Source organism: Maribacter sp. PR66 (assembly GCF_028464205.1).
Lineage (GTDB): Bacteria > Bacteroidota > Bacteroidia > Flavobacteriales > Flavobacteriaceae > Maribacter > Maribacter flavus.
Genome location: NZ_JAQPCH010000003.1, coordinates 39,149 through 59,021 on the forward strand (window position 1 = coordinate 39,149; position 19,873 = coordinate 59,021).

At 40.3% G+C, this 19,873-nt stretch carries 18 protein-coding genes and 1 tRNA gene; 6 read left to right on the top strand and 13 right to left on the bottom strand.

Annotation, left to right across the window (positions count from 1 at the left end):
- Nucleotides 1–563: 563 nt before the first annotated feature.
- From PP181_RS07680 to alaS, 5 genes are all read right to left on the bottom strand, one after another.
- Nucleotides 564–1,175 (bottom strand): DUF4230 domain-containing protein, encoded by a 612-nt coding sequence (locus PP181_RS07680; protein WP_272636643.1) that lies wholly within the window; start codon nt 1,173–1,175, stop codon nt 564–566.
- Nucleotides 1,172–1,453: a GSCFA domain-containing protein gene (locus PP181_RS17710; protein ID WP_330072462.1), complete on the bottom strand. Its 282-nt coding sequence runs from the start codon at nt 1,451–1,453 to the stop codon at nt 1,172–1,174. Before PP181_RS17710 ends, PP181_RS07680 begins: the two co-directional genes overlap by 4 nt.
- Nucleotides 1,450–2,142, bottom strand: a complete 693-nt coding sequence (locus PP181_RS07685) for a GSCFA domain-containing protein (protein WP_330072461.1) — start codon at nt 2,140–2,142, stop codon at nt 1,450–1,452. The genes PP181_RS17710 and PP181_RS07685 overlap by 4 nt, the downstream gene beginning before the upstream one ends.
- Nucleotides 2,143–2,219: 77 nt before the next feature.
- Nucleotides 2,220–3,077 carry a tetratricopeptide repeat protein gene (locus tag PP181_RS07690; protein WP_272636644.1) on the bottom strand — a complete coding sequence of 286 codons (858 nt, stop codon included), beginning with the start codon at nt 3,075–3,077 and terminating at the stop codon, nt 2,220–2,222.
- A 114-nt stretch (nt 3,078–3,191) separates the two neighbouring features.
- Nucleotides 3,192–5,807: an alanine--tRNA ligase gene (gene alaS / locus PP181_RS07695; RefSeq protein WP_272636645.1), complete on the bottom strand. Its 2,616-nt coding sequence runs from the start codon at nt 5,805–5,807 to the stop codon at nt 3,192–3,194.
- Between the two features lie 103 nt (nt 5,808–5,910).
- Here alaS and PP181_RS07700 point away from each other — a divergent pair, with 103 nt between their 5' ends.
- The 5 genes from PP181_RS07700 to PP181_RS07720 all read left to right on the top strand — a co-directional run bounded on the left by PP181_RS07700 (nt 5,911) and on the right by PP181_RS07720 (nt 9,092).
- Nucleotides 5,911–6,888, top strand: a complete 978-nt coding sequence (locus PP181_RS07700) for a M23 family metallopeptidase (protein WP_138257271.1) — start codon at nt 5,911–5,913, stop codon at nt 6,886–6,888.
- A complete protein-coding gene (locus PP181_RS07705) occupies nt 6,888–7,217 on the top strand; it encodes a MerR family transcriptional regulator (RefSeq protein ID WP_125222500.1) in 330 nt (109 codons plus the stop codon). The genes PP181_RS07700 and PP181_RS07705 overlap by 1 nt, the downstream gene beginning before the upstream one ends.
- Before the next feature lie 68 nt (nt 7,218–7,285).
- Entirely contained in the window at nt 7,286–7,885 is a 600-nt protein-coding gene (locus PP181_RS07710; RefSeq protein WP_138257270.1) for a LemA family protein, read from the top strand.
- A gap of 6 nt (nt 7,886–7,891) precedes the next feature.
- Nucleotides 7,892–8,329 carry a TPM domain-containing protein gene (locus PP181_RS07715; RefSeq protein ID WP_272636646.1) on the top strand — a complete coding sequence of 146 codons (438 nt, stop codon included), beginning with the start codon at nt 7,892–7,894 and terminating at the stop codon, nt 8,327–8,329.
- Nucleotides 8,310–9,092 (top strand): TPM domain-containing protein, encoded by a 783-nt coding sequence (locus PP181_RS07720; protein WP_272636647.1) that lies wholly within the window; start codon nt 8,310–8,312, stop codon nt 9,090–9,092. The genes PP181_RS07715 and PP181_RS07720 overlap by 20 nt, the downstream gene beginning before the upstream one ends.
- A gap of 64 nt (nt 9,093–9,156) precedes the next feature.
- On the opposite strand, the gene PP181_RS07725 is transcribed toward PP181_RS07720, so the two are convergent.
- The 6 genes from PP181_RS07725 to PP181_RS07750 form a co-directional block, all read right to left on the bottom strand.
- Nucleotides 9,157–10,713, bottom strand: a complete 1,557-nt coding sequence (locus PP181_RS07725) for a hypothetical protein (protein ID WP_272636648.1) — start codon at nt 10,711–10,713, stop codon at nt 9,157–9,159.
- A 26-nt stretch (nt 10,714–10,739) separates the two neighbouring features.
- Nucleotides 10,740–11,420: a hypothetical protein gene (locus tag PP181_RS07730; RefSeq protein ID WP_272636649.1), complete on the bottom strand. Its 681-nt coding sequence runs from the start codon at nt 11,418–11,420 to the stop codon at nt 10,740–10,742.
- A gap of 94 nt (nt 11,421–11,514) precedes the next feature.
- Nucleotides 11,515–12,819, bottom strand: coding sequence for a ribosome biogenesis GTPase Der (gene der / locus PP181_RS07735; protein WP_272636650.1), 1,305 nt, complete (start codon nt 12,817–12,819; stop codon nt 11,515–11,517).
- A gap of 55 nt (nt 12,820–12,874) precedes the next feature.
- Nucleotides 12,875–13,588: a NeuD/PglB/VioB family sugar acetyltransferase gene (locus tag PP181_RS07740; RefSeq protein WP_272636651.1), complete on the bottom strand. Its 714-nt coding sequence runs from the start codon at nt 13,586–13,588 to the stop codon at nt 12,875–12,877.
- A gap of 191 nt (nt 13,589–13,779) precedes the next feature.
- Nucleotides 13,780–14,664 (bottom strand): GTPase Era, encoded by an 885-nt coding sequence (era, locus tag PP181_RS07745; protein ID WP_272636652.1) that lies wholly within the window; start codon nt 14,662–14,664, stop codon nt 13,780–13,782.
- A complete protein-coding gene (locus PP181_RS07750; protein WP_272636653.1) occupies nt 14,651–16,015 on the bottom strand; it encodes an alanine/glycine:cation symporter family protein in 1,365 nt (454 codons plus the stop codon). Before PP181_RS07750 ends, era begins: the two co-directional genes overlap by 14 nt.
- A 156-nt stretch (nt 16,016–16,171) precedes the next feature.
- Here PP181_RS07750 and PP181_RS07755 point away from each other — a divergent pair.
- Nucleotides 16,172–16,244 (top strand) — tRNA-Met (locus PP181_RS07755).
- 755 nt (nt 16,245–16,999) lie between these two features.
- Here the strand turns inward: PP181_RS07755 and PP181_RS07760 are convergent.
- Both PP181_RS07760 and PP181_RS07765 read right to left on the bottom strand, forming a co-directional pair.
- On the bottom strand, nt 17,000–18,376 hold the full coding sequence (locus PP181_RS07760) for a sulfatase family protein (protein WP_272636654.1): 1,377 nt from the start codon (nt 18,374–18,376) through the stop codon (nt 17,000–17,002).
- A 20-nt stretch (nt 18,377–18,396) separates the two neighbouring features.
- Entirely contained in the window at nt 18,397–19,857 is a 1,461-nt protein-coding gene (locus tag PP181_RS07765) for a sulfatase family protein (protein WP_272636655.1), read from the bottom strand.
- Nucleotides 19,858–19,873 lie beyond the last annotated feature (16 nt).

Consider the following 19,873-nt stretch of genomic DNA (forward strand, 5'->3'; position numbering starts at 1 on the left):
GGTTGTTTTTAGTATTATCTTATCTAATGTAATCTTGGCCATTGTTAAATATTCCCCTCCAGTAATCCCCTAATGGGAGTAGAGCTACAAATCCAGACAATTTTCTCCTTTCAAGTGCATATTGATTAGATTCTAGATTTTGATTGTAGTGCTGTACTGTAAGCTATAATTGAATATTTTCACCAAATAAAATAAGGTATTAAGGTTTTGGTTCATAAAATTGCAGTGGGCACTTATGAGCGTTCAAATAGCACAAAAAAAGCATTGCAAATAGAGATTGTCTTGAATGGAATAATTTGGTCATACATAATTATTTTTTTAAGAATTTTCTTACTTCAAAGAGAAAGTTTCTTGATTATTCAGAAAAAATAATGTTGTATAAACGCATTTAACTATTGCAAATACTAAATATTTGTAGGTTTTTTCTTATTTATAAAAATGGTTTATCATAAATTATGAATTGTCAGTCTCCTTTTCAGGTGAAGAAAAAAACCTGAACTACTGGAACGAGCAAAGTTGCCCATGAAGCAACCTATACTCATGGTTAGACCTATACCGAAAATTTAGGGCAATATTGAGAAGTCACTGGGAGAATCAATGTTCCTATCTCCATAAACCAAATTCCAACCCAAACTATTGGTAAGTACATACATTTTTTGAAGCTCGCTCAACAATCTGTTTTGGGCATTGGTCTTCAAAGTAGAAGCCTCCACTTTCTTTAAAAGGGAATTACGCACATTGCGTTTAATGGTGTTATAGTCTCCTCCGTCAAAGGGATTCAGATAATCGGCAGTGACATCGTAATATTCAAAATCTGGGTTCAGCTTGATTTCGGGTTCCGGGATACCGGTTATTTTGAGGGTTTTATTGGGTTCGTCCAGCTCAAAGGTAACCTTGCTGAGGTCATAGGAGATGCTAACATCGGCATTTACAACCACCAATGCTTTCTTATCAGCTGTAAACAAAGGGCCAAACAGCTCTTTTGAATCCTTATAGTTATACACTTCCGCAAAGTGGCCTTCGGTTACTATTAGCTTGGAAACATTTTCAATTTGGGTTTGTATGAGCATGGAATTCTCTTCCAAAATAGCTTTGGAGGTCTTTTCGTCCTTGCAGGACCTGATGATGAAAACTACCGCCAAAGTTATCAGCACGCCGGCTAAAAAACGTTTCATGAAGAAGAATTTTCAAAATTCATAAAGGGATATCTCTGTTTAATATACGCAATTTTTTGGTCGAGCGCTTTTAGGAATTTCTGATGCTCCTCCGATTTTTTATCGAAGGGTCTGTGTGCCAAGCCTTTTTGGATTTCTGCTACCTTAGCCATCGCCTCACCTACTTCCTCCGAAATCCAAACGCTTCTAAACTTATCCCAGATATAGTCGATGGCCAACACATTGGGGTGTAGCATATCCTCTTTATAAAAACGATAGTCCCTAAGTTCATCCATCATGATTTCGTAGCTGGGGAAATACCCCCCCTAGCCCCCAAAGGGGGAACTCCAACCGTTGCGTGTATGGCTGATATGAGTACCGATTTACTTCGTTGGTTTTCAATAAAACCATCCTTTAAATGGCGTACGGGGGAGATGGTAAAGATAATCTGTGCTTCTGGGTTTACGGCTTTGATACTGTTAACTGTAGCGGTTATGGAAGTAACTATCTCATTTTCTTTCAGCAGTGTTTTTTGAAATTCGCGTTGGGGCACTTTATGGCAGTTGGCCACTAGAATATCTTTTTCTAAATGCCGATAGACCCAAGCGGTGCCCAAGGTAATCACAATGTGTGATGCTTCACTTACGTATTTGTTGGTCTCCAATACCGCAGAATTCAAACGCTCCAAAAGTACCTCCTTGTTACTTGAACTCAGTTCCGAATGTGCCTCAAAACATTGCCAACGTCCCTGGAACTGAAAAATATCCCTTTCCGTGTATTCATATTTGTCGACCGCTTTTTTGACAAGATTTTCAATGGCCACGGGGTGAAAAAGAATCCCAAAGGGATTTTGCAAAACCCGAAATTTGAAATATGCCAATTTATCCCCCATATTTTGGGAAAAGCAGGAACCCAACATCAAAATCTTGCAGGAATAATCAATAGGATTATTTGCTTTTGATAAAGGTATTTGGGTCTGGAGTTTCATTTTTTATAGTTTGATTTCCAATAGTTTGAACAGTAATGGAAATCCCAAAGGTCCTAAAAACCTTTGGGGTCTTTTTACTACTTATTGTTACCGGCCAAAGGACTCAGTTTATGAAAGACCTGATAGGGATATATTACGTAATACACTTGATCCTCGTTTATGGTATTTTCCCTGTTTTCCTTTGCCATTCTTAAAAAAAGTTCCGCCTCGTCTTTATTTCCCAATTTATAGTGAGAAATTCCTTTATAGTAAAGTGCATCGGCAAAATTTGTATATACTTTCAAACTCGTTTCGAAATATTCAATTGCCGATTCATACTCCTTTAACTCATAAGCAGCTACCCCTAAATAAAACCAATCCAGATAATGGCATGCCTCTTCGGGAGGTTCGTTCAGAAAATCTTTAAACTGCTGGTCCCTACTTTTAATTAGAAACTCTTTTGCTTTTATAAATTGGTTCAATTGTAGGTAGCTAATCCCAATATAGAAATTGTATGTGTGGTCCATTACATAGCGGTCACCAAACTTATTCTTAGCCTCCAAAAACTCTTGAATCGATTCCTCATACTCCTTTGAGAACAAACATTTCAAGAATGCGCTGTATTCCAAATACTTGACAGAATCATATAGAACGGCCTTCGCTAAGAAAGGTTTGCCCAATGAATACTTTCTTTCCTTATATAGTGGCATTGCCTTTTGCTGCCAGATGTAGGCAGTATCTGGCTTAATCAGCAAAATGGAATCAAGATATTTTTGTCTTTCTTGGGAATATACCGCTGATTGATTCGCTTTTGACCAATAGTCCTGCATTCTTAGTGAATCTTCATTGGAAATAGGTGGTGATTTCTCTAAAACAGATTTTTCTTTGCTTTTGGAAATAGGATCTGAACAAGATGAAAGCAGCAGAAGGAAAACAATCAGAATCTCATATTTCATTTATTCATTTTTTATAGGAAGATTATACTGAGCATTCTATTATTATTTTCCAATCTTTTCCATGCCCCCAAAGGTTTTAAAAACCTTTGGGGTCTGACTATTTGGGCTTGCGACTTATAAAAAATATTCCACAGCCTTCTCCAAAGCGTCGGGAATTCCTGCCGGATTTTTCCCTCCCGCCGTGGCAAAGAAGGGCTGGCCGCCGCCACCGCCTTGAATGTATTTGCCCAATTCACGAACAATGGTACCTGCATTCAGATTTTTGCTTGCAACCAATTCTTTGGAAATATAACAGGAAAGTAAGGCCTTTCCATCCTGCTCCGTGGCAAAAAGCAAAAATAGGTCGGATTGGTTTTGTCCCATTTCAAAACTGAGGTCCTTGATGCCCGCGGCATCCAGATCAAGCTTCTTGATTAGATATCGCACCCCGTTTTTCTCCTGTAGTTCACTCTGCAAATCGCCTTTAAGGTTTTTTGCCTTGTCCTTTAAAAGCGCCGCGATCTGCTTCCTTAAATCGGAATTCTCGTCCTGCAGACTTTTTACTGCTTTCACGGGGTCCTGCGGATTTCCTATTGCTTCGATTATTTCGGTCAATGATTTATTGCTTTCGGCATAGAAATCCTTTACGGCGTCACTGGTAATCGCTTCTATTCTGCGTATTCCTGCGGCCACCGCTCCTTCCGACTTAATTTTAAAATGCCAGATATCAGAGGTGTTCTTCACATGGGTCCCCCCGCACAATTCAATGGATTTCCCAAAACGGATGGTACGTACAGCATCGCCATATTTTTCCCCGAACAGGGCCATCGCCCCATTTTCCAAGGCTTCCTTTATAGGTACGTTCCGCTGTTCCTCCAGCGGCAACTGGCCCGTTATCCTCGCATTGACAAAGGATTCCACAGCCTCCAATTCCTCCTTGGTCATTTTGGAAAAATGGGAGAAATCAAATCGCAGGTATTTGGAATGCACCGCAGACCCTTTTTGTTCCACATGGGTTCCCAAGATTTCGCGCAAGGCCTGATGCAGCAAATGGGTGGCCGTATGGTTGGCTTCGGTACGTTGACGTTGTTTGCTGTCCACGACCGCTTTAAAAGTACCTTCCAATTTTTTGGGAAGGTTTTTGGCAAAATGTACGATTTCGTTGTTTTCCCTTTTGGTGTCAACGATATACACTACATCGCCATCGGGGGATTCCAAATAGCCCTTGTCCCCTACTTGACCGCCACCCTCAGCGTAAAAGGGTGTCAGATTAAAGACCAGTTGATACTGCAACCCTTGTTTTTTGGACTCGACCTTTCTATGCTTTACAATTTTTACATCGGCCTCCAACCTATCGTACCCCACAAACTCCTGCTCCACATCAGACTGTAAAATCTCCCAATCGCCCTTAGAAGTTTCCGAAGCCGTTTTGGAACGGGTTTTCTGCTCCTGCATGGCAACACTAAAACCATCCTCGTCCAAGGAAAGTCCTTTCTCACTTAATATCAAGGCCGTAAGGTCTATTGGAAATCCGTAGGTATCGTAAAGTTCAAAAGCTTTTCTACCGTCTACCGTTTTACCCTTGGTTTTTTCAATGATGGTATCCAACAGCACCAATCCCTGATCCAAGGTTTTTAAAAAACTATGTTCCTCTTCCTTGATAACATTTTCAATGAGCTGCTTTTGTTCTGACAGTTCTGGAAATGCCTCGCCCATACTTTGGGTAAGTACGTTTACTAAGCGGTACATAAAAGGTTCCTTGGTCCCTAAAAAGGTAAAACCGTACCGTACTGCACGGCGTAAAATACGTCTAATGACATAGCCTGCACCTGTATTGCTGGGCAATTGCCCATCTGCAATGGAAAAGGAAACCGCCCGTATATGGTCTGCAATTACTCGAATGGCAATATCCGTAGGTTCGTCCTTTCCATATTTGGCATCGGTGATAATCTCTATTTCCCGTATCAGAGGTGTAAAAACATCCGTATCGTAGTTGGATTTTTTGCCTTGCAAGGCCATACAGAGTCGCTCGAAACCCATGCCCGTATCCACATGTTTGGCCGGTAACGGTTCCAGGGATCCATCGGCCTTACGGTTATACTGCATGAAAACCAGGTTCCAGATTTCCACGACCAAAGGGTGGTCCTTGTTCACCAAACTTGCTCCGGATACTTTCTTTTTTTCTTCATCGGAACGCAGGTCGACATGAATTTCGGAACATGGGCCACACGGACCTTGGTCGCCCATTTCCCAAAAGTTGTCCTTTTTATTGCCCATGATGATCCTATTGGCAGGAACGATCTTGTTCCAAATGGCATAGGCCTCGGCGTCCTTTTCCAGTGTATCGGCATCCTGGCTTCCCTCAAAAACGGAAACATACAGACTGTCCTTGTCCATTTTGAAGACTTCGGTCAACAATTCCCAGGCCCAGGTAATGGCCTCCTCCTTAAAGTAATCCCCAAAACTCCAATTGCCCAACATTTCGAACATGGTATGGTGGTAGGTATCCTTGCCCACCTCTTCCAGGTCGTTGTGTTTTCCACTCACGCGAAGGCACTTTTGCGTATCCACCACCCGGGTGTTTTTGGGTTCGTTGATTCCCAAGAAAAACTCCTTGAACTGGTTCATTCCCGCATTGGTAAAAAGGAGGGTTGGATCATCCTTTATGACCATGGGCGCAGAGGGTACAATTTTGTGTTTTTTACCTTCAAAAAATGTTAGGAACTGGGTTCGTATATCCTTGGAATTCATCTAAAATGCTAAGCTTTTACAAATTTTAACTGTTTGTAGAAAACAATTTTTATATTTGTTTGTTATGTTAAAATAAACCACAAAAATAGGATAAAATAGCTTCATGTCTAAAGTAAAGTACTATTACGATCCGGATACGCTTTCCTACAGAAAGATCGAGCCTGAAAAATCGAAGCGATACAGAAATATCGCGTTTTTCTTTTTAGGTTCCTTCCTTTTTGGAATGCTCGGGTTGATTTTACTCTTGAACACGAATGTTATAAATACCCCTCGCGAACTTTCCCTGCAACGGGAGGTTAAGAACTACGAACTTCAATTTGAGCTCCTGAACAAAAAAATGGAACAGATTGAAGATGTTCTGGCCAATATTGAGGATAGGGACAATAACATATACCGATTGTATTTTGAAGCGAATCCGATTCCAGAGGAGCAACGACGAGCGGGCTTTGGAGGTGTAAACCGATACAAATCCTTGGAGGGATTCAACAACTCCGAAATGGTCATTGCCACCACACAGCGATTGGACATCATTAAAAAGCAGATGGCCATCCAGTCCAAATCTTTGGACGAGATTACCAAACTAGCCGAAGAAAAGGAGAAACTATTAATGTCCATACCCGCCATACAGCCTATAAACAATGAGGACCTTACACGTATGGCCTCTGGTTTTGGATGGCGCTCAGACCCTTTTACGAAGGCACGAAAAATGCATTATGGAATGGACTTTACCGCTCCAAAGGGAACACCCATCTATGCGTCGGGCAATGGTGAAGTGACTCGGGCAGACAACAATTCGTCCGGGTACGGAAAGCATATCCGTATTGACCATGGTTATGGATACCTAAGTCTTTATGGGCACTTGAGCCAGTATAACGTAAAAGTTGGACAAAAGGTAAAAAGAGGGGACCTCATTGGTTTCGTTGGTAGCACCGGTCGTTCAGAAGCCCCACATCTGCATTACGAGGTTTGGAAGGACGGCGACCGTATCAACCCAATTAATTTCTACTACGGAAGCTTGTCTCCGGAGGAATTTGAAAACATGTTGAAATACGCCAACCAAGAAAACCAATCCCTGGATTAATGCAAGTAGAACTTCCTGAAAAAAGATATTACGGGATTGGCGAAGTGGCCAGGGCATTTGGTGTAAACACTTCTTTGATTCGGTTTTGGGAGAAGGAGTTTGACGTGCTACAGCCCAAAAAAAATGCCAAGGGAAACAGGAAATTCACCCCCCAGGACATTAAGAACCTGCAATTGATCTACCACTTGGTAAAGGAACGGGGCTTCACTTTGGACGGTGCCAAAATACACCTAAAGGAAGAAAAACAAAAGACCCTGTCCAATTTTGAAATCATTCAAAAACTGGAGCGCGTAAAGGCGGAGCTAATCAAAATAAAGGAACAGCTCTAAAAGCTGTAACAAAAGCTTTCTTTGGCATACTAACTGGATAACCATTATAAACACTAATACTATTGACAATGAAAAAAGGATTAATTGCCCTAATTGTGCTTGCCGTACTTGCCTTTGGAATCTACCAATGGGCGGTTGGTTTTAACAACACGGCCATTGCACTCAAAGAAACCTCCACCAAAACGTGGGCGAACGTGGAGAGCGCCTATCAACGAAGAAACGACCTTATTGGAAATTTGGTAAAGACCGTACAGGGAGCTGCAGACTTTGAACGCGGTACCTTGACGGATGTAATCGAAGCACGTGCAAAAGCAACCTCCGTGAACATTGACCCTACCAATATTACCCCGGAACAATTGGCGAATTTCAATGAGGCACAAAGTGGACTTAGCGGAGCCTTAAGTAGATTATTGGTCACCGTGGAACGATACCCAGACCTTAAGGCCAATCAAAATTTTCTGGAGCTTCAGTCCCAATTGGAAGGAACGGAAAATAGGATCAACGTGGCCAGGGACCGTTTTAACGCCACGGTTGAACCCTACAATTTGCACATCAAGAAATTTCCAAATTCGATTTTGGCAGGAATTTTCAATTTTGATGAATTGGCTTATTTCAAGGCCGAAGCAGGATCGGAACAAGCACCCGATGTGAATTTTGAATTTGAATAAAAGCCGATGTCCAAAGTAGAGGATTTTTTGACCCAGGGCGAAGAACAGGAAATTGTAGCGGCCATCTTGGAAGCGGAAAAAGAAACTTCTGGAGAAATTAGGGTGCACATAGAGGCGCACACAAGGGAAAACCATTTCGAACGTGCAAAGGAAATTTTCCACCTATTGAAGATGGACAATACCAAGGAAGGCAACGGTGTGTTGATTTATGTTGCCGTACACGACAAAAAATTTGTCATCTGCGGGGACAAGGGCATTAACGATGTTGTTCCCAAAGGCTTCTGGGACTCTACCAAGGACATCATTGAAACACACTTTAAAAAAGGGCAATTTAAACAAGGGTTGGTTGCAGGAATTTTGGAGGCAGGAAAGGAGCTAAAGGTACATTTTCCTTGGCATGCCAATGACACAAACGAACTGAGCAATGAGATATCTAAAGGCTAGCCTTAGATTTTTACTTCTATTTAGCTTTCTTCACTCGTGGAGTCAGTTTGAAATTCCACCAAAACCTTCATTGCAAACCAGTGTTTACGATTATGTGAACCTGTTGCCCGAAGGGCAGAAAAAGGCACTGGAACAGAAACTGATTCGCTATTCCGACAGTACGTCCACCCAAATCGTCATAACCATCATTGCTAGCACCGAAGGTGAGAACATCAACTATTTGGGTGCCCAATGGGGACAGCAATGGGGTATCGGGCAAAGTGGTAAGGATAATGGAATATTGGTCATTCTGGCGAGGGACGATCGTAAAATTGCCATAAATACGGGATATGGGGTAGAAGGCTCCCTGACGGATGCCATGTCGCGCCGCATAATTCAGAATATCATTATCCCTGAATTCAAGAAAGGAGACTATTATCAAGGCCTGAATTTAGGTGCAGATGCCATTTTTCAAGTCCTCAATGGCGAGTTCAAGGAGGACAGAACCTTTGACGAAACGAAGGGACCGCCGCTTTCTTCATTTTTACCCTTTTTAATTTTTCTAATCATTCTTTTCATTCTATGGAGCCGTAAAGGAGGAAACAATGGTCGCGGAGGTAGACGCCGAGGATTAAGCCCATGGGATGTCATTATCCTTAGCAATATGGGACGAAGCGGCTCTTCCGGGGGTGGTTTTGGTGGTGGAAGTTTTGGAGGTGGAGGCTTTAGCGGTGGATTCGGAGGCGGCGGATTCGGAGGCGGAGGTGCTTCGGGAGGTTGGTGATGTTGATTATCCCATCGGACATAATACAACTTTCACATATGAGCTAATGGCAATCAAGAATACATTAATTGTTTCCAAGTGTTATTCTTTTTTTAAAAGAAACCAACGAGCCATCAGAACTCATTCCTTCTACATATATCATTATTTTTTTTTGATTTTTAATTGGAACGGTAATGGTCGTTGGACCACTGGAATCAATTGATACGTTGGCCCTCCAATCGATGGCACCGTAGCTTTTATATATCGAGCTGGTATAATCGGGGTAATCTGGAGCAAAATATTCTTCTGGTTGAGCATATCCATTTTCAATCGCGAATTTGACAAATTTGTTCCTATTCTCCGGATCTACATAGTTTTTGTTCATTGAGATGGAGATAAAAGGTGGAGTCATTCTGGATTTACTGAAAGTTACAAATTGAACACTGGATAGTGGCAAGCCGATAACCTCGCCCGGTAATGTTCCCATTCCATCAATTATTATCGGAACTTTGATAAGCCCACCCAATCTATCTGGAAGATATACTCCTAATTTACCATTATTACCCCCAATGATAAAACCAAGCCTCGTCAAATAGGTACTTAGGGAAGGTGAACGCTTAATATCCAAATCTCCTATTACTCGACCTTCAACTTCTGCAGAAATTTGAAATTTATTATTTCGCTTCAAATTATCAGTGACAGTTACCTCGTCTAAAGAAATAGTCCGTTCCTCAATACTTAAGGGTTTATTTGTTATCGATTTTCCGCTATCGTCTTTGTTTCTTTTTACAGTTTCATGATTTAACCATTCATTTGTATTGGTTAACTTCTCAAAGGTATTTGTTAATCTAATTTCGGCCTTTGGTTTTCTAAGCTTTCCTCTTTTACCAATGAGACTGACTTGCAAAGAGTCGCCCTCAAAAAGCACCATATTTCCTTTAAAGGTTTTATCTTTCTGTAATTCATTAAATTCCATAACCGCAGATAATTTGGCAACTAGATACACCTGATTCTCTTCATTTAGATCCGCATCGATGATTTTTCCCTGAAAAGGGATGCGATTTTCCCTGTTAAAAGCAATTTTTGTATCTGTCAATTTTCTGGAATCCCAATTGTATTTTCCCCAACCTTCAATCAGTAGTCGAGTATCCAGTTCAAAACGCTTTTTTCTGTCCTGTTCTTCAAAAAAGTAATAGTCTTCAAAATGAAGGTTTGAATATGGTCGTACCAAAAATGAGGTAATGATGGAATTATTTGGATTATAGGCGGAACTCTCTTCAGGAATTGTAGAAATACTCACGTTGATTTCATTGTAAATATGCTCTGGCAATAATAAATTCAACTGTATCGAATCATTTAAAATCTTTGCACCATGTTCAATTTCCAACTCAACTATCCTTTTTTCACTACTACTGTGATTAAAAAACATTCTGCGGGCTATAGGTTTCAGGTCTTCATCAAAAAGCACGGCAGTTAGAACCCCAAACGGCAGGTGCTCGCGATTAAATGAAATTACAGGTTCATCTCGGCTGATTGCCAGGTCTTCCAAATGAAGAAATTCATCCTTATAAATCGCCATAGTATAATTCTCTCTGTATTTATCTTCAAATGTATCTTTAGAGCCAACCAACTTAATGAGCACCTCATCCTTGCCATTATTATCGATACTTATACTGATTTGATTTTGTAGGCCTCTGGAAGCGATTTGGAAATCGTAGGGAAGTCCGCTTTATCAAATTGCAAAGAATAGCTTTTGCCAGCTTCAACCATAAATCCGGCTTTGCCCATTCCCAATTCGTTTGTGGTAATGTTATTTCGGATTACCTTACCCGAATCATCAATCAATGTCAAATCATTGACCGCCAAACCTTTACTCAATCCATTATTGACCAATATGCCAATATTGTTATACGCCCCTTCAATCAATTGCCCTCCTTCTGGATATACCGAAATTTGAATTGTGGGCTCAGAACTTATTTTACTAACAGTATCATAGTTTACTAATTTAATTTTCTGGCTAAAAGGTGTCAACTTTTTAAAGTTAAGCATGTAGTTAGTCCATGCCAGAAGGGTAAACTCAGTATCGGTCATGGTGGAGTCAATGGCAAAGCTTCCTTGACCTAAACCATTTTGAATGTAAATTAATTTCCGCTTGACCTCTTCGCCTTCCTTATTGAATAATGCCACGTGTAAATTGCTTGTCAGCAATGAAGGTAGTCCTGTTTTCTGCTCCCTTACATAAGCTTTAAACCAGAGTCTTTCACCTTGTAAGAATGTGGTTTTGTTGATATGTAGATGGATGTTTTCAAATTGCTCAGATATATTATCTCCAACTTGAGAAATAATCATATTAAAGAAAAACAGAAAGTAAAACAATGAAAAGCACTTGTGCATGGTCTAATTTCATTGGAACTATAACAACAAAAAACGTGCCTGTCTCATATCATTTCTTCCGCATAAAAACGGTTATTGGAACACCCGTAAAATCAAATTCTTCACGAATCTTATTTTCCAAGTACCTTTTATAGGGGTCCTTCACATACTGTGGTAGATTACAAAAAAAGGCAAATTGCGGATAAGGCGTAGGTAGCTGGGTACAGAACTTGATCTTAACATACTTGCCTTTATGGGCAGGTGGTGGATAATTCTCGATCAAGGGAAGCATGACATCATTAAATTCCCGCGTCTTGATCTTTTTGCTTCGATTCTGATATACCTCGACGGCTGTTTCGATGGCCTTAAAAATACGTTGTTTGGTCAATACGGAAATGAACAAAATTGGGACATCCGTAAAAGGCTCAATAGCCTTTTTGATAGCTTTTGTGTATTCCTTTATCGAATTGGTTTCCTTATCGGCCACCAAGTCCCATTTATTGACCAGAATCACAATTCCCTTATTGTTCCTGGCGGCCAACCAAAATATATTTTCAACTTGACCGTCAAATCCACGCGTGGCATCCAATAGTAACAAACAAACATCGCAATGTTCAATGGCTCTTACGGAGCGCATCACGGAATAAAATTCCAGATCTTCCTTAACCTTCGATTTCTTTCGAATACCGGCCGTATCTACCAAATTGAATTCAAACCCAAAACGGTTATACTTTGTATCAATGCTGTCCCGGGTAGTTCCGGCAATATCGGTAACGATGTATCGTTCTTCACCAATTAGGGCATTGATAAATGAAGATTTTCCTGCATTGGGCCTTCCAACAACTGCAAATCTTGGAAGTTCACTTTCTTCCTTTACGGATTCAGGCAGTTTTTCTACCAAGGCATCCAGCAATTCTCCTGTGCCGCTTCCATTTATACTGGATAATGTATAGAAGTTGCCAAGCCCCAAAGAATAAAACTCGACGGCATCCTCTTCGCGCATGGCATTGTCCACTTTATTGACGGCCAAGAAAACAGGCTTGTTTACGCGTCTCAATAATTTTGCTACATCCTCGTCCATTCCGGTCACACCAGTTTCCACATCGACCATAAAAATGATGGCATCCGCTTCTTGTATGGCCAATTCTACCTGCTTATCGATTTCCTGCTCGAAAACATCATCGCTTCCCAGCACGTAACCCCCTGTATCAATAACAGAAAATTCCTTTCCGTTCCAGTCGCTTTTCCCGTAATGACGATCTCGGGTCACCCCGCTTACGGCATCCACGATAGCCTCCCTGCGCTGAATTAATCGATTAAAAAAAGTCGACTTACCCACATTAGGCCTTCCTACAATAGCGACTATAGCACCCATAACTTTTATTTGGGGGCAAAGGTAGTAATTAAAGTACTGAGAAAATTATAAGAAATTATTCCTCCCACTTGTAAAGAGGGATGACGTCCAATCTGCTTTTTCTGCCGGACATGTAAGGTTCGCCTATGCCCCTTACCCTTATTTTCTTTGCCGGGGAACCAAATGCCAGAATGTTACTTTCCAAATTTCCCACCACCAAAGAGCCCGCACCAACTACGGTATGATGTCCAATAGAAATAGAATCAATAACATTGGCTCCCAGACAAATGGCGGAATACTTACCCAAAATGAGATTTCCTCCCGTACACGTTTTTGGGGCCAAACTGGAAAAATCCTGCATGAAACCATCATGTCCTAAAGAACTATTGGTATTTAAAAGACAAAAATTACCTATGATGGCATTTGCATTTACAATGACTCCGGGCATTATTACGGTTCCTACTCCAATCTGTACTTCCTTACCCACCTCAGCACTAGGGTGAATAACTGTGACGTATGAAAAATTGGGTGAAATTTTATTGATTCGTTCTACCATGGAATTACGAATCCAATTGTCTCCAATTGCCACGATACCTCCACGGATCGTATACTTATCGATTAGAAATGGTAAATCAAATTCGGTTCCTAGAATCGGATATCCGTTCACCATGGCCCCTTTTTTCTTGAAGGAATCGATGAAACCAACCACCTTGTACTTACCTTCCTTTTCAATGCAATCCAAGACAACACTACCATGGCCAGAAGCACCAAATATGACTATATTTTGCATTTTATCGGTTTTTTTTGCATTTCATCGATATCAAAGATATGTAAAGATCTACACGATCTGCCAAAAAAAACAATTTTTTCGATAAGAGTTTTAATGCAGAAAGGAAGTATTATTGCTTCAATTAGAGTATGGAAGATGTAAAGAACTCCAGTATAGTGGGTTAGGAAAAATAAACTTTTTGTGTCAACAAATTAATTATTATAGCCAAATCGCTTTAGCTGCCTACTATCATTTCGCCAGTTTTTGTTCACTTTCACAAAAAGTTCAATATGGACCTGTTTATCAAAGAATTTTTCTAAATCCTTACGGGCCTCCATGCCTACCTTCTTTAAGGCACTTCCTTTATGGCCTATGATGATACCTTTCTGCGAGTCACGCTCTACCATAATCACCGATCGAATCCTAATGATTTCCTCGTCCTCCAGAAATTCTTCGGTTTCTACCTCTACCGCATAGGGGATTTCCTTTTTGTAGTTCATAAGAATTTTTTCACGAATGGTCTCGTTCACAAAAAAACGCTCCGGCTTATCGGTCAACTGGTCTTTTGGATAGTAAGGGGGCGAAGCTGGCAATAATTCCAAAATCCGTTCGAATACACCTTGAACATTAAAGTTTTGAAGCGCGGAAATAGGATGGATCTCAACTGACGGAAGTTCTTGCTGCCAATATTGTACCTGCTCCTCCAATAGTTCCTGGCTCGCTTTATCGACCTTGTTCAATAGCAGTAAAACCGGTATTTTAGAATTTTTAATCTTGTTGAAAAATTGCTCGTCCTTCAGTGCTTTTTCACCAATTTCTACCATGTACAAAAGTAAATCGGCATCCTCAAAGGCCGATTTCACAAAATCCATCATAGAAGTCTGAAGGTCATATGCAGGTTTTATGATTCCCGGTGTATCGGAAAGAATTACCTGAAAATCGTCCCCATTAACAATACCTAAAATCCTGTGTCTGGTGGTCTGTGCCTTCGATGTAATTATCGAAAGTTTTTCCCCAACGAAAGCATTCATTAGGGTCGACTTGCCCACATTTGGATTACCGATAATATTTACAAAACCTGCCTTATGTTCGTTCATTCTTTAATTTTTCAAAATAAATCCTAGAAGCTGCATTTACCTTGGGTGCCAACAAAAGTACCGCTATCATATTGGGAATCACCATAAGGGCGTATGATAAATCAATAAGATTTTTCACCAGTTCCAAAGAGGCCACGGCCGCAAAAACGATCATGACCACAAAATAGACATTGTACAAACGGCCGATTTTGGCATTGGTCAAATAGGAAAGACATTTTACCCCATAATAAGAATATGTAAAAAGGGTGGAAAGTGCAAACGCAGAAACTATGACCATTAAAAGTTCATCCCCAAAACCGAAAAGGGTCTTTTGGAAGGCGTTCAGGGTCATTACGATACCGCTGCCTTCCTCCAAGTAAGCACCGCTAAGAATAATGACGACCGCGGTAAAGGTGCATACAAGAATGGTATCTATAAACGGACCCAACATGGCCACCAAACCTTCCCTAATGGGCTCATCGTTTTTGGATTGCCCATGGTACATGGGAGCACTACCCAAGCCTGCTTCATTAGAAAACATGGCCCTTCGGACCCCTATAATTACAAGTCCCCAAAAACCTCCTGTAAAAACCGATTTAAAATTCCAAGCCTCTGATAGTATCATTTTTAGTGAGGGCAACACCTGTGAGGCATTCATAACCATAACAATGATTACCGCCACCAAATACACCATGACCATTAAAGGAACTATAGCGGTCGCTACTTTCGCAATCTTTTCCAACCCTCCAAAAATGACAAAGGAACTTACAATGGCAAGTACAAAACCAATAGTCAACTTCCAGTTGAATTCACTCATTTGGGCTATGGTATCCGAAGGATTCACCACGCTCATAAAAGTTTCCGTAAACTGGTTGGCCGTAAAAACACCTAAAAATCCAAAAAGACCGGCAAGTGCAAAAAATACGGCCAGCGGCTTATATTTCTTTCCAAGACCTTTTATAATGTAAAACATGGGACCTCCCTGTAATTTACCTTCGGAATCCTCCCCCCTGAACATGATGGATAAACTACAGGAATAGAATTTGATACACATACCAATTAGAGCGGTCATCCATATCCAAAACACAACGCCAGGACCCCCATCGTGAATGGCTATGGCAACCCCAGAAATATTTCCAAGACCTACAGTGGCCGCCACAGCAGCAGACAGGGCTTGAAGGGAACTTACATCCCCCTTTGCATTGACATCGTCATACTTGCCCCTGGTTATGGCCAAAGCATGCCCAAAATAACGATAGGGCATCAGTTTGGAATAGAGCATTAAAAACAATCCACCTCCAATCAATAAAACAAACATGGGCCATTCTGTTCCAGAAATTGCCTTGACCAAAAACTCGTTTAATTGCTCCATAGTTTCGAATGTAGCTATTTATGACGAAAATATCATTTTGAAATCTAAAAACGGTGTAACCACTGCCAATTAAAACTTTCTTTTTGATATTCTTCAAATCTAATTGGTTCTTATTTGGAATTTACCTGAAAACAATTGTATCTTTGTCGTCCACATCGCGGGATAGAGCAGTAGGTAGCTCGTCGGGCTCATAACCCGAAGGTCACTGGTTCGAGTCCAGTTCCCGCTACTAGCAAACAAAGGGCTTTCAAAAGATTGAAAGCCCTTTTTGATTTTCCACCTAAAACATACCTAAAACAATTCTGCTAAATTTCCCTTATGAAATCTACACTGGAAAATGTCAAATCATCAAGCAATTATGAAGTATTTGGCTTTTATCTATTTTCTCCCCTATCCACAAAAGGATTTTATTCTTAAGAAAGAATCTTAAAATACATTTTTTGAAATTAGTTTTAATATTTCACCCGCCACGGGTCAAAACATTTACCCTTGGAAAGTTCGTTTCCGATTTTTTGGACTCTCTGAATTTGTAGAATCCCGAATATTTTTAAGGATCAGTCACTTTTCACTTCGAAGAAGTAGATAGTTTTGCGACCCGCAAAACATAACCTGCTATCCGTTTCACGGATGCATTTTTTATTCAAAAATTCACCTTTCAATATTCCAATTGTAAAAATTGAATTTATCAGACAAATGAGATAAGATATTGAACCTATTTAAAGTTTTAGTTGATACTGTGGTTTAGAAGGGAAAAAGTAAACCTTGAGATTGAATATTTGTGGGAAGGGGAAGGAAAGTACTAAACAGCCTTGAATCTATTTGGTTATAAGTAATTAAGGTAAACGGCAGTACCACTAAACGACAATAAGCATTTACGTGTTCAATATCTGTTAATTCCTATATTTTAAATGACCCAAATAAATAAAAGCGTGGACATACCACGCCTTTATCTAAAAAAACTAACTCAACTAAACAACAATATTTCTAATATGAACTCTTCTGCCAAGGAACTTCTCCCCCTTTCTGAATGTGTTTCATTAAAAGAAAATTTAGTTCTTGATATTTTTCAATATCACTATCTATTCGGTTCATTTGTTCAAGAGGGTCTTCCTTTAAATTGTACAACTCATATCCTTGATTAGGAGAATTCTGTAATAACTTCCAATCACCCTTACGAAGAGCATAAATCGCTTGACCGCCATATTTTGTACCACCTTCCCTTCTTGTAAAGTAAAATGATCGGTCGGGTTCGAGTGAAGGTTCTGATTTTACCAACTGGGAATAAAAACTTTGACCCTCTATTTTATTTTTGGGTTTTACGCCTGCAATTTCAAGTAGTGTTGGATACAGGTCCATTGAAATTTGCACTTCTTCGGAAACGCTCCCTTGTCTTATTTTCCCAGGCCAGCTAATTGCCGTTGGGACTTTTAAACCACCTTCATACATACTTTGTTTACCATCTCGAAGCGGGCCATTATTTGCCTTACTCGGTAAATGTCCTCCATTGTCACTTGAAAAAACAATCAAGGTATTATCATATTGACCACTTTCTTTCAATGCTTGAATAACCTTACCAATACCATTATCCATATGTTCTATAAAAGCGACCAAATTAGCTCGAGTTTCCTCAATTCCTTTTTCCCTTTTCTTTACTTTTTCAAGCCAATCCTCTGGAGGTTGTACCGGAAAATGTGGCGCATTGTAGGCTAAATACAAAAAAAATGGACGATTATCGTCTGCTTGACTTTTGATATAATCTACGGACCAATCTGTAAAAAGATCGGTAGCATGACCTTTTGGGTCAATGACCATCGCATTCAAACGCATATAATTGATATCATGTCTACGATGATCCCAATAATCATCCATCATATCCCCTAGCCATCCATGGAAGAAATCAAATCCTCGTTCTATTGGTGTATTGGGGGAATCTAGACCAAGATGCCACTTGCCAATCAAGGCTGTAGAATATCCCACCATTTTAAGCTCTTCTGGCAACAGTGTTGCTTTTGGATCCAAATATCCCCAATTATTATCGGGATTAGTTCGAATTACACCGGGAACACCAACATAGTCTTGATAGCGACCCGTAAGCAATGCAGCTCGTGTTGGTGAACACACAGGAGCGTTTGCATAAAAATTGTCAAAACGCATACCTGACGCAGTAATTTGGTCGATGTTGGGGGTGCGGATATCTTTGGTGCCATAATATGATACATCATGATACCCTTGGTCGTCAGTTAAAATCAATAAAATATTAGGTTTCTCAACAATACCCAAAGAGTCCTGACCCGAAATATTACAACCAAACACCGAAGCAATTAATATGCAGAGGTATTTAAAATAGACCCTATTAAACATAGTGATATCTTGGATTTAAATTAATCACCTCTTTCTGCAAGTTGATCCTTCCCTTTTACCATTTTGTCATTATGGTCTTTTACTACTCGATTAATATTGGCAATTACATCCGGATTTTCCTTTGAAATATCATACTTTTCCGAAGGATCAATACTTAAATTGTACAATAATGGAGGATCATGTTCTGTTATTTCAGTACCATAAGCATCTTGAGTTATGAAATGAGCTTTAAAATCACCAACACGTACGGCATATAATTTATCGCCTCTATAATAGAACATATCCTTTCTCGCGCTACTCTCCTTATTAAAAAGCACGGGGGCAAGGTCCACACCATCAACAATCCTGTCCCGTGGTATATCAACGCCCGCTATTTTGCTAAACGTAGTAAACAAATCCATGGTACTGCCCAAATCGGTAACAATACCAGGAGCTATTCTACCGGGAGCCCAAAAAATACAAGGCTCTCGCATTCCACCTTCCCAGGTAGAACCCTTTCCATTTCGTAATAATCCGGCGCTACCACCTTCTTCGTTCATTATCAGCCAAGGACCATTATCTGACGTGAAAACTACAATCGTGTTTTTATCTAGTCCTGTCTTTTTTAATTCATCCAGGATTTGGCCAACACTATGGTCAATTTCCTCTACCACATCTCCATAAATTCCCCTTGGACTTGTTCCTTGAAAATCCTTAGAAGCGAACAAAGGGACATGAGGAAGGTTATGGGCCAGATATAAGAAGAAGGGTTCATCCTTTTTATCATTTATGAACTTTATGGCCTCCTCGGTGTATCGCTTTGTGATGGTATGTTGATCTGCTGGACGCTCGATAATTTCCGTATCCCTCATCAAAGGAACATTGAATGTATTGATGTCCTTTCTTTTCTCGGATTTCCAAAATTCAAAGTAACCTCCAGCTGACCTGAACGGCACTATATTGTCCATATCATTGCTATAGGGTATTCCGTAATAGGAATCGAAACCGTGGTTTGTGGGCAAATATTCTTCCTTGTGTCCCAAATGCCATTTTCCTATAGCTGCCGTAGCATAACCGCCTTTTTTCATCTGTGCTGCCAGAGTTACTTCAGACTGAGGCAGTCCATTATGGGAATCAGGAAAAAGTACACGATTTACGGAACTTGCCATTCCGCTTCTAACCGGAAGCCTTCCAGTTAACAATGCAGCCCTACTGGGAGTACATACACTAGCACCCACATAAAAATTGGTCCATTTTTGACCTTCATATGCCATTTGGTCAAGATTGGTTGTTCGAATGGTGGGGTGTCCATAGGAACTCAAATCCCCATAACCCAAATCATCTGCAAAAATGATGATTACATTGGGTTTTTCCTTCTTGGAGTTATTGCCCTGGGCTATAGCGATAGTATTGAAAATCAATATGATTCCCAAAACAAGATAATACCTTCCAGAGGATGCAAGAACTAAATTTAACAGCCCACCTAGTTTTAAACTATTCATAATATTCAAATTAAAA